Raw genomic sequence first — 15,826 nt, 5'->3', positions numbered from 1 at the left:
GACCCCCTCATCGTTCATGTGGCTCACTCGTGCCCCTCGCGCAGCCAACGCGCGGCCCGCGCGGCCCGCGCCCGTACGTCGTCCAGGTCGTCACCGAGCACGGTGACGTGCCCCACCTTGCGGCCGGGCCGGACCTGCTTGCCGTAGAGGTGCACCTTCGCGCCCGGCTCGGCGGCGAAGAGGTGGTGCAGCCGCTCGTCGATCGACATTCCGCCCGGCTCGCCGCCGAGCACGTTCGCCATCACCACCACCGGCGCGGTCAGCGCGGTGTCGCCCATCGGGTAGTCCAGCACCGCCCGCAGGTGCTGCTCGAACTGGGAGGTCCGGGCGCCCTCGATGGTCCAGTGCCCCGAGTTGTGCGGCCGCATCGCCAGCTCGTTGACCACGATCGCCGGCCGTCCGGCCTCGTCACGCACCTCGAAGAGTTCGACGGCGAGCAGGCCGACCACGCCGAGCGCGGTGGCCAGGTCGATGGCGAGCTGCTGGGCGGCGACGGCAAGCTCTTCGTCCAGGCCGGGCGCCGGGGCCAGCACCTCCACGTTGATGCCGTCCCGCTGGACCGTTTCGACCACCGGGTACGCGGCCACCTGGCCGAACGGCGACCGGGCCACCTGCACGGCCAACTCCCGGCGCAGCGGCACCCGTTCCTCGACGATCAGCGGGGTGCCGCCGGCGAGCAGCATCTCTGCCAGCTCGGTGGCCTGCGCGGCGTCGTCGACCATCCAGACGCCCCGGCCGTCATAGCCGCCCCGGGCTGCCTTGAGCACCACCGGCCAGCCGACCTGCTCACCGAAGCCGACCAGGTCCGCGGGTTGACCGACCGGCCGCCACGCCGGGTTGGGCGCACCCAGCTCGGTGAGGCGTTCCCGCATGACCTGCTTGTCCTGGGCGTGCAGCAACGCGTCCGCCGGCGGGTACAGGGTCGCCCCTTCCGCCGCCAGAGTGCGGATGTGCCCGGTGGGCACGTGCTCGTGGTCGAAGGTGACCACGTCGCAGCCCTTGGCGAAGGTACGCAGGGCGGCCAGGTCGGTGTGATCGCCGTACTGGACGTCGGCGGCGACAAGCGCCGCACCGTCCTCCGGGGCGGTAGCGAGCACACGCAGTGACTGGCCGAGGGCGATCGCGGCCTGGTGGGTCATCCGGGCCAACTGGCCGCCACCCACCATGCCGACAACAGGCAGTCCGGTACGGGAATCCATAGCGCGGCCAGCCTATCCGGGCCGTCGGCGGGCCCACCCGGAGGGCCGGCGCCCACGCTTTCGCGAGGCGCCGACCACCACCGGGCCCGGGTCGCGGGCAACTACCGGGCGCTACGTCGGCCGTTGCGCTCAGGCGAGCTGGGCGACCAGCTCCTCGACGGAGGTGACCGGCCGTTGGCAGACGAAACCCCGGCAGACGTACGCCGCAGACCGCCCGTCGACCAGCGGCCGGTCGGCGAGCAGCGGCACCCCCGGCTGGTCCGGGGCCCCGGCGACCACCACCGCCCCGGGCGGGGCGTGCCGGCGGGCCGCGGCCACCAGCGGATCGCCGGCCGGGTCGTCGGTCACCACGGCGATCTCGTACGGCCCGGACAGCAGCGCCTCACCGACCGTGGCCGCGTACCCGGTGAACCGGGCGTGCCGCCCGACGAGCGGGGCCACGGTGGCCAGCGCCGCCTCGGCGGCCTCCCGGTACCGCGTCTCGCCGGTCAGCGCGGCGTACGCCACCAGCCCGGCCACCAGCGCCGACCGGCCCGACGGGGTGGCGTTGTCGGTCGGGTCGGCCGGGCGGGTGACCAGCTGCTCCGCATCGTCAGCGGTGTCGTAGTAGGCGCCGCCGGACGCGGCGAAGTGCTCCAGCGCGGTGTCCAGCAGCCCGCCGGCCAGGGTGAGCCAGCGGCCCTCGCCGGTGAGCTGGTGCAGCGCGCAGAACGCCTCGGCCACGCAGCCGTAGTCCTCCAGCACCCCGACCGGCTCGCCGACCTTGCCGTCGCGGGAGACCCGGCGCAGCCGGCCGTCCACCAGGTGCACGGTCGCCAGGTGCTCGGCGGCGTCGCGCATCGCGCCGTCGGCGACGATGGTCACGCCGTCCATCAGGTTGGCGTCCTTGTCCTGCGGCGACGCGTACAGGGCGGCGACCTGCTGGAACTCGGCGATGGCGGTGATCGCCAGGCCGTTCCACGCGGCCACCACCTTGTCGTCACGGGCCGGCTGGGGACGCGCGTCCCGGGCGGCGAGCAGCTGCCCCACCACCTGCTGCCAGCGGGCGCGGACCTCGGGCGCGGCATCGTCGACGTCCCGGGCGAGCCGCAGCACGCTCATGCCGTGCTCGAAGGTTCCCTCCTCGGTCACGGCGAACAGGTCGGCGGCCCAACGGCCGTCCTCCTCGCCGAGCACCTCGACGAGCTGGGCGGGCGTCCAGGCGTAGGTGAGCCCCTCGACGCCCTCCGTGTCGGCGTCCAGCGCGGACGCGAACCCCTCCCCCGGCCGGTGCAGCTCGTCGGCGAGGAACCGGGCGGTGTCCCGGGCGATCCGGCGGGCCAGCGGATCGCCGGTCAGCCGCCAGAGCTGCGTGTAGACCCGCAGCAGCAGCGCGTTGTCGTAGAGCATCTTCTCGAAGTGCGGCACCGTCCAGTGCGCGTCCACCGAGTACCGGGCGAAGCCGCCGGCGAGCTGGTCGTAGATGCCGCCCCGCGCCATCGCCTCACCGGTGTGCCGGGCGATCTCCAGGCTGCGCGGGTCGCCGGTGCGCTGGTGGTGGCGCAGCAGGAAGAGCAGGTTCATGTGCGGCGGAAACTTCGGGGCGCCCCCGAAACCGCCGTTCGTCCCGTCGTACTCACCGGCCAGGTTGGCGGCCGCGGCGTCGAGCAGCGGGGCGTCCAGCGGCGCGGTGGGGCCACCCACGGCCTGCGCGCCGCCGATCGCCTCGACCACTGCGGCACCCTGGCGCAGCACCTCCGCACGCTGGTCGCGCCAGGCGGTGGCGACCGACTGGAGCAGCCGGACGAAGTTGGCGCGCGGGAAGTAGGTGCCGCAGAAGAACGGGGTGCCGTCGGGGGCGGCGAAGACGGTCATCGGCCAGCCGCCCTGACCGGTCATCGCCTGGGTGGCGGTCATGTAGACCGCGTCGACGTCCGGGCGCTCCTCGCGGTCCACCTTGATCGACACGAAGTCGTCGTTCATCAGGGCGCCGACCTGCTCGTTCTCGAACGACTCGTGCGCCATCACGTGGCACCAGTGGCAGGCGGCGTAGCCCACCGAGATGAGCACCGGGACGTCGCGCCGTTTCGCTTCGGCGAACGCCTCGTCGCACCACGGCCACCAGTCGACCGGGTTGTCGGCGTGCTGGAGAAGGTATGGACTGGTGGCGTTGGCGAGTCGGTTCACCCGACGACCATAACCAGCACCGACGGGCCGCGCCCGGCCGTCAGGAGGCGCCGTCGGCGCGGAGCCGGAAGACGTTCGACTCCGCCGAGTCGCGCAGCGACCCCAGCACCGCGCCGATCTTGTCCGCCGGCATCGGCTTGAAGAAGTGGTAGCCCTGCGCGGACGTGCAGCCCAGCTCGGCCAGGGCCAGCCGCTGCTCGGCGGTCTCCACCCCCTCGGCGACCACGCGCAGCCCCAGCTCGTGGGCGAGCCCCACGGTGGTCCGCACGATCGCCGCAGCCTCCGGTGAATCGGCCATCCGGATCACGAACGAGCGGTCCACCTTCAACTCGTCCACGGCGATCCGGGTGAGGAAGGTCAACGAGGAGAAGCCGGTGCCGAAGTCGTCCACCGCGAGCTGCACGCCCATCGACCGGAGCGTGGCCAGCACCTCGTCGATGACCTCCAGCTCGCTCATCACCACCGTCTCGGTGATCTCCAGGACCAGGCGGTGCGGCGGCACCTGATGCCGGCGCAACGCCTCGGCGATCTCCGCCGGCAGGCGCGGGTCGAGCAGGCTACGCGCGGACAGGTTGACCGAGATCGGGACGTCGAGCCCCTCGCGGGCCCAGCCGGCGGCCACGGCGAGCGCCTTGTTCAGCACGTACCGGGTGAACGTGCCGAGCTGCTCGCTGTTCTCCACCGGGCGGATGAAGTCGACCGGGTTCAGCCAGCCCCGCCGGGGATGCTGCCAGCGGATCAACGCCTCCACACCGGTGGGCGCGCCGGTGGCCAGGTCGACCGCCGGCTGCAACGCCAGCACGAGCTGGTCGTCGACCTCCAGCGCCTCGCGCAGCTCGGCCAGCAGAGCGAGCTGGTCGGTGCTGGCCGCGTCCCGGGTGCTGTCGTACGCGGCGACGCTGCCGCCGCCCTCCTTCGCCTGGTACATCGCGATGTCGGCCCGGCGCAGCAGCTCGGTCAGGTCGGCGGCGCCCGCGTCGGCGACCACCACACCGACGGATACCTCGATCGACATCCGCACCCCGGCCACCTCGGTCGGCGCGGCCAGCCGCTCGGCGATCTCCCGGGCCTGCCGCAGCGCGTACGCCATCGGGGCGGTCCGGTCACCCAGCACAGGAACCGAGGTGAGCAGCAGCGCGAACTCGTCACCGCCGAGCCGGGCGAGCAGATCGCCGGGGCGGGCCAACGCGCTGAGCCGGTTGGCGGTCAGCCGCAGCAACTGGTCGCCGGCCGCGTGCCCGAGGGTGTCGTTGACTTCCTTGAACTGGTTGATGTCCAACAGGAGCAGGGCCACCGGGTGCTCGTGCGCGAGCTGCCGCAGCGACTGGTCGCCCTTGCCGAGCATCGCCGTCCGGTTGGCCAGCCCGGTGAGCAGGTCGTGCACCGCCTCGTACGACGATCGGGCGGTGACCAGTCGCAGCTCACGGTGCGTCGCGGCGTCGTGCAGGGCGGCGGCGAGGGCATCGCCGAACGCGGCCACCGCGTCGCGCTCCCGGGTCGTGGGCGGGGCGGATCGGGGGAACCGGACACGCAACCGGCCGACCGGCGCGGCGCCCACCGACAGGGGACGGATCAGCTCGTGCTCGTCGGCCTCCGACCGGCCCGGTGGGCTCACCTCCCGGTCGATCAGTTGGCCGCCGGCGTCGCCCCGGTACCGGCGCCACCTGCCATCGGCCCGGGCCACGTCGACGTCGACCAGTTCGGCGTTGAACAGCGTCAGCGCGCCGCTCACCGCGGCGCTGGCCACGCCCCTCTCGTCGAGCTGGTTGAGGGCCGCGGTGGCCTCGGCGAAGGCCCGCCACGTCCGGCGTTCCTGGTCGGCGCGCAGCCGGTAGCGGTAGGTCTGCTGGAGCAACCACAGCAGCGGCGGAAGCAGCAGCAACCAGCGCGCGTCCAGCTCCAGCAGCGCGACGACCACCAGGCCGACCGCCACGTTGCCCACGAACATCAGCAGCTTGCCGCGCAGCGCGGCGAGGAGCGGCGGCCCGATCGGCAGCCCGTGCCGCAGACCCAGGGTGACCCCACCGAGCCAGGCGGTCACCAACAGGTAGGTCACCGAGCCGGCGATCACGGCCAGCGCCAACATCGGGGTCGGCGGAGCGAGCAGCGGCTGCCCCAGGGCCGTCGTCACGGACACCGCCAGCGCCGACGCGGCGGCCAGCGACGCGGCGATGCGGACGATCTCCAGTGGTGGACGGTGGTCGCTGTACAGCGAGAGCGCCGTCCAGGCCAGGCCCGCACCGAGCAGGGTGGCTGCGGGCAGCCAGCCGGCCGGCGCGAGGTAGAGGCAGACGATCAGCGCCGCCTCGCCCCAACTGATGCTGACCATGCCCGCGCCCGCGCGGAACCGCAGTCGGGCGAGTTGGGCGACGGCGAGGACGGCCACGGCGATGCCGAAGCGGGCCGGAGCGCCGAGCGGATCGTCGGCCGGCAGCCGGGTCGGGAGGGTCAACCCGACAGCGGCGGAGACCAGAGCGGTAAGCGTCACCGCGCCGGTCAGCACGAGCAGCCGGGCCGGCATGCGGCGCGCCCCGACTCGGTCGGACGGGTCGGCGGCCGGGCCGGAGGTCATCGATCGCCCTCGTTGGACGGCCGACCGACGCGACGACGGGCCACCGGTGCTGTGTCGGTCATCGGCGCCCCCTTCCGCGCACGGCTCGGAGACTTTTGGTCCCCCCGGCGGAAGGCTAAGCCAAACCGGGTGGTCGCAACAGGGGCCGACCACCCGGTTCGGCGTGAATCATGCGCGGACTACCCGTTCCGGTGCTGCTGGTGCCCGTTGGGAGCGGGCGTGGATGAATCACGCGCTCCGGTCCCATCTGTCGGATCGACGACTGACGTGTCCGCCCTGGTCGGGTCGGCAGGCCGCCCCTGTTGCGGGAACCGGTCCGGCAGCCGGCGCAGGCGGGCGTTCATGTTGCGGATCAGGAGGATGGTCGCGGTGGCCAGCAGCAGGATGAGGAAGAGGCCCATCGGCCCGGCCAGACCACCCGTGCGGGTGTCCCCGAAGTTGTTCTCCGCGAGCACCTGGGCAGCGGTCAGCATGGCGTTCCTCCGATGTGCGGTTGGTTACCAGGGTAGACCCGGCGGAAATCAGCGCGCGTGCGCCGTCTCCCGCACGCCGGCGAAGAGGTCGGACTCGGGCAACGGGCTGTCCACCACGGTGCGGGCCAGCTCGAAATCCTCGGTCGGCCAGGCACGCTGCTGCAGCTCCATCGGCACGTGGAACCAGAAGCCGTCCGGGTCGACCTGGGTGGCGTGGGCGCGCAGCGCGTCGTCGCGGACCGGGAAGTATTCGCCGCACTCCACCCGGGTCGTGATCCGAGGGCCCTTGTCGGGTCGCTCGTCCCAGCGCTTGAGCCACTCTTGGTACGGAGAGTCGCCGCCGGTGGCGAGCATGGCCTCGTGCAGGGCCATGATCTTGGCCCTGGAGAAGCCGATGTCGTAGTAGAGCTTCAGCGGCTGCCAGGGCTCGCCCAGCTCCGGGTAGCGCTTCGGGTCGCCGGCGGCCTCGAAGGCGGCCACGCTCACCTTGTGGCACATGATGTGGTCGGGGTGGGGGTAGCCACCCTCCTCGTCGTACGTGGTCACCACGTGCGGACGGAACTCGCGCATCAGCCGCACCAGCGGGCCGGCGGCCACCTCGACGTCCTGGAGGGCGAAGCAGCCCTCGGGCAGCGGGGGCAGCGGGTCTCCCTCGGGCAGGCCGGAGTCGACGAAGCCGAGCCAGGCCTGCTCGACGCCGAGGATCGCCCGCGCGGCGTCCATCTCGGCGCGCCGGATGTCCGCGATGTTGGCCCACACGTCGGGCCGGTCGAGCTTGGGGTTGAGCACGCTGCCGCGCTCACCGCCGGTGCACGTCACCACCAGCACGTCGACGCCCTGGGCGACGTACTTCGCCATGGTCGCCGCACCCTTGCTCGACTCGTCGTCCGGGTGCGCGTGAACGGCCATGAGACGCAGTTGCTCTGCCAACTTCGGCGCTCCTCGTCTGTGCCGACCGGGTGGACCCGACCGGTATCGACCGGCTGACCTGCCGGGATCTTCCGCACTCCGCCGCCGGTCGGCGCTGCGGCCCCGACCCGGCCTGCCATTGCGGCCGTTGGGCCGGGTGGGAGGATGGACCCTGTCATTCTTGCTGATGCCGCCGACAACAACGCCAGGAGATACCCGCCGGTGACCGAGACGCACGCCACAATTTCACCGGGCGCGCCGGTTTTTCCGGCCGGGCGCTACGGCCGCCGCCGGGCACCCGGCGGAGGCCGCCGTCGTACGCTGCTGGCCGCGCTGGCGCTGCTGGTGCTGGCGGGCGCGCTGAGTCTGATCTCCGTGCGGCTCTACCAGCAGTACGGTGATCCGAACTACAGCGCCCAGGTGATCACCTACACCGACATCACGGACAACCAACTGCTGCTCGACTTCCGGGTGACCGTGCCGTCGGGCGGATCGGCGGTCTGCGTCCTGCGTGCCCGTGACCGCGCCGGTGCCGAGGTCGCCCGCGAGCAGATCACGGTGACCGCGGCCCCGGGCGATCGGCACGTCACCACCCGGCATCGCCTGACCACCACCGCCCGGCCGTTCATCGGCGAGGTGCTGCGCTGTCGTCCGCCCGCCTGAGCTGCGCAACCACGTCTGCGAGCAGCTCGCGAGCGCCCTTACCACCGGTTGCCCGATCCGGACAGCGGTGATGATCGCCGACACGCTGTGTCGTACCGCACTGGTAACTTGGTAGTTCACCTGTCAGCCAGCCACGCACATCTGAGGAGACCGCCTGTGTCCACTGGCAACGAGGCGCCCGCCACCTGGCTGTCCCAGGACGCGTACGACCGCCTCCAGGCCGAGCTCGACGAGCACATCGCCAACCGCCCGGCGATCGCGGCCGAGATCAATGCCCGGCGCGAGGAGGGCGACCTGCGGGAGAACGGTGGCTACCACGCCGCCCGCGAGGAGCAGGGCAAGGCTGAGGGGCGCATCCGCTACCTGCAGGAGCTGCTGCGCACCGCCAAGGTTGGCGAGGCGCCGACGACGGACGCGGTGTCGCCCGGCATGGTCGTGACGATCTACTTCGACGACGACACCGACGACACCGAGACCTTCCTGCTCGGCTCCCGGGAGATCGCCGCCACCACCGATCTGACCGTCTACAGCCCCGAGTCCGCGCTCGGCAAGGCGATCCTGGGCGGCCGTCCCGGGCAGACCTGCACCTACACGGCACCGAGCGGCGCCGACATCAAGGTGACCGTGGTCAGCTTCGAGCCGTTCTCCGGCTGAGCACCGGCCCCCGGCCGTCTGAGGCGTACCGCCGCCGAGGTGTGGCACCCGCCGTGTCACCCCTCGGCGGCGAAGACCACCTGGTAACCGCTGGCCCGCAGCGCGCTGATCAGCGTGTCCGAGTGCTCCACTCCACGGGTCTCCACCGACAGCGCCACCTCCACCTCGCCGAGGCCCAGGTGGGGGTTGGCCCGCTGGTGCTCCACGTCCACCACGTTGGCCCGGTGCTCGGCGATCTGGCTGAGCAGCGAGGCGAGCTGTCCGGGCCGGTCGGAGCACCGCACCGTGACCCGCAGATAGCGGCCCGCGGCGGCCAGGCCGTGCTCGATCACCCGCATCATGAGCAGCGGGTCGATGTTGCCGCCGGACAGCACCGCGACCACCGGCGTCTCGACCTGCACCACACCGGCCAGCAGCGCGGCCACACCGACCGCGCCGGCCGGCTCGACGACCTGCTTACCCCGCTCCAGCAGCATCAGCAGCGCCCGGGAGATGTCCTCCTCGGAGACGGTGACGATCTCGTCGACAAGCTTGCGGACATGGTTGAAGGTGATCTCCCCCGGGCGCCCGACCGCGATGCCGTCCGCGATGGTGGCGAACGTGGGCAGCCGAACCGGCTCCCCCGCCACCAGCGAGGGCGGGAACGCCGCCGCGCCGGCCGCCTGCACACCGATGATGCGGACGTCCGGTCGCAGCGCCTTGGCGGCGACTGCCATGCCGGAGATCAGACCACCGCCGCCCACACCGGTGATGATCGTCCGCACCTCGGGGCACTGTTCGAGGATCTCCAGCGCCACCGTGCCCTGGCCGGCGATCACGTCCGGGTGGTCGAACGGGTGGATGAGCACCGCGCCGGTGCGCTCGGCGTACGTCTGCGCGGCCACCAGCGACTCGTCGACGGTGTTGCCGGCCAACTCCACCTGCGCGCCGTACCCCTTGGTGGCGGCGACCTTCGGCAGCGGCGCGTTGACCGGCATGAAGACCGTCGCGTGCGTGCCGACCAGACCGGCGGCCAGCGCGACACCCTGGGCGTGGTTGCCGGCGCTCGCCGCCACCACGCCGCGTTCCCGCTCCGCCGCCGACAGCCGGGAGATCCGCACGTACGCGCCGCGCACCTTGTAGGAGCCGGCGCGTTGGACGTTCTCGCACTTGAGCCAGGTCGGCCCGCCCAGCGCCGCGCTCAGCGGCCGCGAGGGCTCCAGCGGGGTGACCCGCACGACGTCGGCGAGCAGTTCCCGCGCGGCCCGTACGTCGTCGAGGCCGACCAGTTCCGTCATGCCCCGATCGTGCCATCCGGGCCGGCGGCCCTCTGCGCCGACACCGGGTCGAGAGGCTCCCACCCCGATAGATCCACTCGACATCCCCGATCTGGGGGTATCAACCTCGCCCCGTTGGCGCGATATCCGCGATCCGGAGTGGATCATCCGCTGGATCAGCAGGACCAGCGACGATCACGCGGCGGCCGGCGACCCCGTGCCGACGCGGGGATAGCCGGGCGCGTGCCGTGACCAGGGGGCGGCCATCTCGAACTGGCCGGCCACACCGAGCAGCAGCAGCTCCGAACCGGGTGGACCGACGATCTGCACGCCGACCGGCAGACCGTCCGGGCGGCGGCCGACCGGCACCACGACCGCCGGGAGGCCGGCGATGTTCCACGGAGCGGCGTACGGGGCGTACCGGATGCTGGCCGACATGTTCGACCGCCAGGACCGCTCGGACCAGCGCCCGGCCTCCGGCGGGGCGCTGGCCAACGCGGGCGTGAGCAGCAGGTCGACCGAGTGGTCGGTGAAGAAGTCGATCGACCGCTGCCGCCAGGCGGTCCGGTCGGCTTCCCGGACGTACCCCCGACGCTGCGCCCATTCGCCAAGCGCGACGTGCCGACGGGTACGCCGTTGCAGGCCACGCCGGTCCAATCCGGAGGCCCGAACGTCGGTGGCGGCGGCGGCGAACCAGGTGGCGATGCCCTGCAGGCCCAGCGCGGTGGGGTAGACCGGGTCGGCCGGCACTGTGTCGTGCCCGGCGGCGGCGAGCAGCCGGCCGGCGACGGCGACGGCGTCCCGGTTGGGCGCGTCCGGCGAGACGCCGCGCACCGGGGAGCGCAGCGAGACGCCCACCCGCAGCCGCTGCGGCGGGACCAGCTTCTCCGGACGCCGACCCGCAAGCACCGAGAAGCCGACCGCCGCGTCCGCGACAGTGCTGGTGAGCATCCCGTGCTCGGTGAGGCCGAACCAGTCGTCGGCGCCGAGCTGGCAGGGCACCACGCCCCGGCCGGGCTTGAGCCCGACCAGGCCGCAGCAGGCCGCCGGGATCCGGATCGACCCGAGGCCGTCGTTGCCGTGCGCGATCGGCACCAGCCCGGCCGCCACCGCCGCGGCGGCGCCACCGGAGGAGCCCCCGGGGGTACGCGTGCTGTCCCACGGGTTACGCGTCACCGCGCTGTCGTCGTCGGTGAGCGCCCACAGGCCCAGCTCCGGCATCCGGGTCACGCCCAGGATCACGGCCCCGGCACCGCGGAGCCGGCGAACCACCTCGTGGTCGGCCTCCGCGACCTCGGTACGCGCTGCGGGCGACCCGTTCCAGGTGGGCAGGCCGGCGACCGGGGTGTTCTCCTTGACCGCCACCGGCACCCCGGCCAGCGGCAGGTTGGCCAGGTCCTCCTGCTCGTCGACCTTCTCCGCCTCGGTGATCGCCTCGCCGCCGCGAACGGCGCGGAACGCCGCCAGATCGCGGTCGGCGGAGGCGATGTACTCGAGGTGGTCGGCGACGACCTGTGTGGCCGAGACGTCACCTCGGCGTACGCCCCGGGCGATCTGCTTGGCAGTCGCCCCGACCCAGGTCGCCATGATGTCCTGCACGGCCATCCTCCCCAGCGGTCAGCCCAGTGCCTGCTCCAGATCGGCGAGCAGGTCGTCGACCGTCTCGATGCCGACAGACAGTCGCACGAGATCCCCGGGAACTTCAAGCGGCGAGCCGGCAGCACTTGCGTGTGTCATCCGACCCGGGTGCTCGATCAGGGATTCCACGCCGCCGAGCGACTCCGCGAGCACGAAGAGCTTGGCCCGGTTGCAGATCTCCACGGCGTGGTCCTCGCCGCCGGACGCACGGAACGAGATCATGCCGCCGAACCGGCGCATCTGCTTGGCGGCCACCTCGTGACCGGGGTGCGAGGGCAGCCCCGGGTAGATCACCTGGGCCACCTTGGCGTGCCCGTCGAGGTACGCGGCCAGCCGCTCCGCGTTGTCGCAGTGCCGGTCCATGCGTACCCCGAGGGTCTTGATGCCGCGCAGGGTGAGCCAGGCGTCGAACGGTCCGTTGATCGCGCCCATGGCGTTCTGGTGGTAGCGCAACTCGTCGCCGAGCGCGGCGTCGGAGACGACGAGCGCGCCACCCACCACGTCGGAGTGCCCGCCGATGTACTTGGTGGTGGAGTGCACCACCACGTCGGCGCCGTGCGCGATGGGCTGCTGGAGGTACGGCGAGGCGAACGTGTTGTCGACCACCAGCAGAGCGTCGACGTCGTGCGCCACACCCGCCAGGGCGGCGATGTCGGCGATGCCGAGCAGCGGGTTGGTGGGCGTCTCCACCCAGACGATCTTCGTCTGGCCGGGCCGCACGGCGGCGCGGACGGCGGCCGGGTCGGAGACCTTGGCCGGGGTGAACTCGATCCCCCAACGCTGGGCGACACGGGCGAAGAGCCGGTAGGTCCCGCCGTACGCGTCGTCCGGGATCACCACGTGGTCGCCCGGCTGGCAGACAGCCCGCAGCAGGGTGTCCTCGGCCGCCAGGCCGCTGGCGAAGGCGAGCCCGACCGGGCCACCCTCCAGCGCGGCCAGGCACTCCTGGAGGGCATCGCGGGTGGGGTTGCCGGAGCGGCTGTACTCGTAACCGAGCCGGGGCGCGCCGACGGCGTCCTGGGCATAGGTGCTGGTCTGGTAAATCGGTGGGATAACCGCGCCAGTGCGGGCCTCAGGGTCCTGACCGGCGTGGATAGCGAGCGTCTCAAAGCCGTGGTTCATTCTGTGAGGCTAGTGCCCCCGTCCCACGCGCTGGAACGGAACCTGCCCTGCCGGGCGACCAGGTTGGCTACGCACGCAGCATCCAGGCAGACAAATGGACAGACCAATCGATATGTACGCGGGGGCGCCGGCATAGCCTGCAGGGATGAGCGGGTGTGTGTTCTGCGGGATCGTGGCGGGTGAGGTTGCGGCGTTTCGGGTCGCCGACGAGCCGGACGGGGTGGCGTTCCTGGACACCCGTCCGGTCTTCGCGGGGCACGTGCTGGTGGTGCCTCGGGTCCACCTGGTGACCCTGGCCGAGTTGCCGGCCGACCTGCTGCCCGGCTACTTCGCCCTGGTTCGGCGGCTGGCGGTGGCGGTGGAGACCGCACTGGGCGCCGGTGGGACGTTCGTGGCGATGAACAACAAGGTGTCCCAGTCCGTCCCGCACCTGCACACCCACGTGGTGCCCCGGACCAAGGGCGACGGGCTGCGGGGCTTCTTCTGGCCCCGCACCCGCTACCAGGACGACGCCGAGGCCCAGACCTACGCCGACCGGATCGCCGCCGCACTCTGAGCGGGCCTGAGTCACAATCACGCGGGTAAGGAAGGAAGACCCACCGGTGTTACACGCTGGGAGAGGTACGAGAGGAGTCCCACCGTGTTCCTGCGCCGTATGAACGCCGAGATGATTTCGCCCGAGCAGGCCCTGCCGGGCCGCCCGATAGCCATGCCGGTCGCCGACCGGCACGAGGTGCTGGGTACGCCGCTCAAGGGCCCGTTCCCCGAGGGGCTCCAGGTCGCCGTCTTCGGCATGGGCTGTTTCTGGGGTGCCGAGCGGCTGTTCTGGACGCTGCCCGGCGTGTTCACCACCTCCGCCGGCTATGCGGGTGGCATCACCAAGAACCCGACGTACGAGGAGACGTGTTCCGGGCGGACCGGGCACGCCGAGGTCGTCCAGGTGGTGTACGACCCCAGCAAGATCACGTACGAGGACCTGTTGAAGGTCTTCTGGGAGAACCACGACCCGACCCAGGGCATGCGCCAGGGCAACGACGTGGGCACCCAGTACCGGTCGGCGATCTACACGACCACCGACGAGCAGCGCGCCATCGCCGAGTCGTCCCGGGACGCCTTCCAGCCGATCGTGACCCGCGCCGGCAAGGGTGAGATCACCACCGAGATCGCCCCACTCGGCAGCTACTACTTCGCCGAGGACTACCACCAGCAGTACCTGGCCCCGACGAAGAACCCGAACGGGTACTGCAACCACGGCCCGAACGGACTGAGCTGCCCGGTCGGCGTGGCCCGTACCGCCGGCTGACCCGTCACCACCTGCACGAAACCGCGATGCCCGGCCACCCACGAGGTGGCCGGGCATTCCCGTCTGGCCGTGTGATCGAAATCCGTTGCCGAGCCCGGCGGGGACTCGATAGCGTGCAGGTACACGTGAAAGGAGGTGGTCCAGACTTGTATAGCAATCGGACTCGTGAGGTGGCTGTCCGCTAGCCGCTGTCCTCGACAGTGATCGGTTCGCCAACAGGCGGGCACCAGCACCATCGTCGAGACCGTGTGGCAGCGGTGCGGCGAATCCACGACAGCCACCCGACCCCCGGGGTGCCGGCCTCAGTCCAGCCGGCCCGCGCGCAAGCGTGGAGCACCCCGGGGGTCGCTTCATATCCGGAGGACCGGCGATGTCGATGCGCGAGCTGGTGGTCCTGGGAACGGCCAGCCAAGCGCCGACCCGGCAGCGCAACCACAACGGGTACGTGCTGCGCTGGGACGACGAGGTGATCCTCTTCGACCCGGGTGAGGGCAGTCAGCGTCAACTGCTGCACACCACGGTCACCGCCACCGACCTGACCCGGATCTGCGTAACGCACTTCCACGGCGACCACTGCCTGGGCCTGCCCGGGACCATCCAGCGGCTCTCCCTGGACCGGGTGGCCCACCCGGTCGCCGTGCACTTCCCGGCCGGTGGCGCCGAATACTTCGCCCGGCTGCGGCACGCCACCTCGTTCTACGAGACGGCGGAGCTGGCCGTCACCCCGATCGAGGCCGACGGGCAGCGGATCGCCCTGCGCTGCGGCACGCTGGAGGCCCGCCGGCTGCGGCACCCCATCGAGACGTACGGCTATCGGCTGGTCGAGCCGGACGGCTGCCGGATGCTGCCGGAGAAGCTGGCCGCGTACGACATCGCGGGGCCGGCCGTCGGTGAGCTGATCCGCGTCGGGCACCTGGACCTCGACGGGCGTCGCGTCACCCGCGACGAGGTGAGCGTGCCCCGGCCGGGGCAGCGGTTCGCCTTCGTGATGGACACCGGCCTCTGCGACGGGGTCTACGCGCTCGCCGAGCACGCCGACCTGCTGGTCATCGAGTCGACCTTCCTGGAGTCGGAGGCCGCGCTCGCCGCCGAGGTCGGCCACCTGACCGCGGCGCAGGCCGCGCGGGTGGCCACCGAGTCCGGGGTACGCCGGCTGGTGCTCACGCACTTCTCCCAGCGCTACCCCGATCCGCGCCGGTTCCACGACGAGGCCCGCGCGCACTTCGACGGGGATCTGATCATCGCCGAGGATCTGAGCACCGTGCAGGTGCCGCCGCGCCGGGTAGCCTCGGCCGGGTGACCGTCACGCTCCGTCCCACGACCGGTGATGACCTGATGGGGGTGGGCGCCCTGCACCAGCGCTCCCGGGTCGCCGCCTACTCCTCGTTCGTTCCGGCCGAGGCGCTGGCCGACCCGACGGCCGAGGCGATGGGGGCGTACTGGGCCGAGCGGTGGAGGTGGGAGCGGGACACCCACCGGCTGACGGTCGCGGAGCGGGCCGGGGCGCTGGTGGGGTTCAGCTACCTGGGCCCGGACGACGAGGACGACCCGGCGACAGGGCTGCTCAACGCCATCCACCTGGACCCGGCCGAGCAGGGCCGGGGCACCGGCCGCCTGTTGATGGTGGATGCCCTGGACGCCATGCGCACGCTGGGCTGGCGCCGCGCCGCGCTCTGGGTGCTTCGGGACAACGCCCACGCCCGCGCCTTCTACGAGAGCGGCGGCTGGACTCCGACGGGAATGCAACGCGACGAGTTCATCGGCGCTGCGCCGACCCCCCAACTGCGCTACACCCGCCTCCTCTGACGCCCCGCCCCGGCGCTCGTGCGGTGCGTGGGGCGCGCCCACCCACCCCTACTTCAGCGCCCTTT

General features: G+C 72.2%; 14 protein-coding genes. 6 read left to right on the top strand and 8 right to left on the bottom strand.

The window, feature by feature from the left end; all coding sequences use genetic code 11:
* Window positions 1-23 precede the first annotated feature (23 nt).
* From ABZ780_RS08710 to mca, 5 genes are all read right to left on the bottom strand, one after another.
* Window positions 24-1,199 (bottom strand): 5-(carboxyamino)imidazole ribonucleotide synthase, encoded by a 1,176-nt coding sequence (locus ABZ780_RS08710; protein ID WP_357008890.1) that lies wholly within the window; start codon window positions 1,197-1,199, stop codon window positions 24-26.
* Window positions 1,200-1,328: 129 nt separating this feature from the next.
* Window positions 1,329-3,365 (bottom strand): thioredoxin domain-containing protein, encoded by a 2,037-nt coding sequence (locus ABZ780_RS08705; protein WP_357485292.1) that lies wholly within the window; start codon window positions 3,363-3,365, stop codon window positions 1,329-1,331.
* 40 nt (window positions 3,366-3,405) lie between these two features.
* Window positions 3,406-5,886 (bottom strand): bifunctional diguanylate cyclase/phosphodiesterase, encoded by a 2,481-nt coding sequence (locus ABZ780_RS08700; protein ID WP_357009551.1) that lies wholly within the window; start codon window positions 5,884-5,886, stop codon window positions 3,406-3,408.
* A 230-nt stretch (window positions 5,887-6,116) separates the two neighbouring features.
* Window positions 6,117-6,410 (bottom strand): hypothetical protein, encoded by a 294-nt coding sequence (locus ABZ780_RS08695; RefSeq protein WP_357008895.1) that lies wholly within the window; start codon window positions 6,408-6,410, stop codon window positions 6,117-6,119.
* 48 nt (window positions 6,411-6,458) lie between these two features.
* Window positions 6,459-7,340: a mycothiol conjugate amidase Mca gene (mca, locus tag ABZ780_RS08690; RefSeq protein ID WP_357008900.1), complete on the bottom strand. Its 882-nt coding sequence runs from the start codon at window positions 7,338-7,340 to the stop codon at window positions 6,459-6,461.
* Between the two features lie 201 nt (window positions 7,341-7,541).
* Between mca and ABZ780_RS08685 the strand changes: the two genes are divergently transcribed.
* Both ABZ780_RS08685 and greA read left to right on the top strand, forming a co-directional pair.
* Window positions 7,542-7,982, top strand: a complete 441-nt coding sequence (locus ABZ780_RS08685) for a DUF4307 domain-containing protein (protein WP_357009554.1) — start codon at window positions 7,542-7,544, stop codon at window positions 7,980-7,982.
* A gap of 156 nt (window positions 7,983-8,138) precedes the next feature.
* Window positions 8,139-8,636: a transcription elongation factor GreA gene (greA, locus tag ABZ780_RS08680; RefSeq protein ID WP_053655285.1), complete on the top strand. Its 498-nt coding sequence runs from the start codon at window positions 8,139-8,141 to the stop codon at window positions 8,634-8,636.
* 56 nt (window positions 8,637-8,692) lie between these two features.
* Here the strand turns inward: greA and ilvA are convergent, their stop codons facing one another.
* The 3 genes from ilvA to ABZ780_RS08665 form a co-directional block, all read right to left on the bottom strand.
* Entirely contained in the window at window positions 8,693-9,913 is a 1,221-nt protein-coding gene (gene ilvA / locus ABZ780_RS08675; RefSeq protein ID WP_357485290.1) for a threonine ammonia-lyase, read from the bottom strand.
* Window positions 9,914-10,087: 174 nt separating this feature from the next.
* Window positions 10,088-11,497, bottom strand: coding sequence for an amidase (locus ABZ780_RS08670; RefSeq protein ID WP_357008906.1), 1,410 nt, complete (start codon window positions 11,495-11,497; stop codon window positions 10,088-10,090).
* Window positions 11,498-11,509: 12 nt separating this feature from the next.
* On the bottom strand, window positions 11,510-12,652 hold the full coding sequence (locus ABZ780_RS08665; protein WP_357485289.1) for a cystathionine gamma-synthase: 1,143 nt from the start codon (window positions 12,650-12,652) through the stop codon (window positions 11,510-11,512).
* 145 nt (window positions 12,653-12,797) lie between these two features.
* Here ABZ780_RS08665 and ABZ780_RS08660 point away from each other — a divergent pair, with 145 nt between their 5' ends.
* From ABZ780_RS08660 to ABZ780_RS08645, 4 genes are all read left to right on the top strand, one after another.
* Window positions 12,798-13,208, top strand: coding sequence for an HIT family protein (locus ABZ780_RS08660; protein ID WP_357485286.1), 411 nt, complete (start codon window positions 12,798-12,800; stop codon window positions 13,206-13,208).
* An 84-nt stretch (window positions 13,209-13,292) separates the two neighbouring features.
* Window positions 13,293-13,955 (top strand): peptide-methionine (S)-S-oxide reductase MsrA, encoded by a 663-nt coding sequence (gene msrA, locus ABZ780_RS08655; protein WP_357485284.1) that lies wholly within the window; start codon window positions 13,293-13,295, stop codon window positions 13,953-13,955.
* A 370-nt stretch (window positions 13,956-14,325) separates the two neighbouring features.
* The gene (locus ABZ780_RS08650) at window positions 14,326-15,255 is read left to right on the top strand and encodes a ribonuclease Z (protein ID WP_357008917.1); all 930 of its coding nucleotides are present in this window, start codon (window positions 14,326-14,328) and stop codon (window positions 15,253-15,255) included.
* Window positions 15,252-15,761, top strand: a complete 510-nt coding sequence (locus ABZ780_RS08645; RefSeq protein ID WP_357485281.1) for a GNAT family N-acetyltransferase — start codon at window positions 15,252-15,254, stop codon at window positions 15,759-15,761. The genes ABZ780_RS08650 and ABZ780_RS08645 overlap by 4 nt, the downstream gene beginning before the upstream one ends.
* Window positions 15,762-15,826: the final 65 nt, after the last annotated feature.

This window comes from Micromonospora sp. NPDC047467, from assembly GCF_040643095.1.
In the GTDB taxonomy this organism is placed as follows: Bacteria; Actinomycetota; Actinomycetes; order Mycobacteriales; family Micromonosporaceae; genus Micromonospora.
Note: the sequence above shows the minus strand (reverse complement) of the source record. Positions and strands in the feature narration are given on the sequence as shown.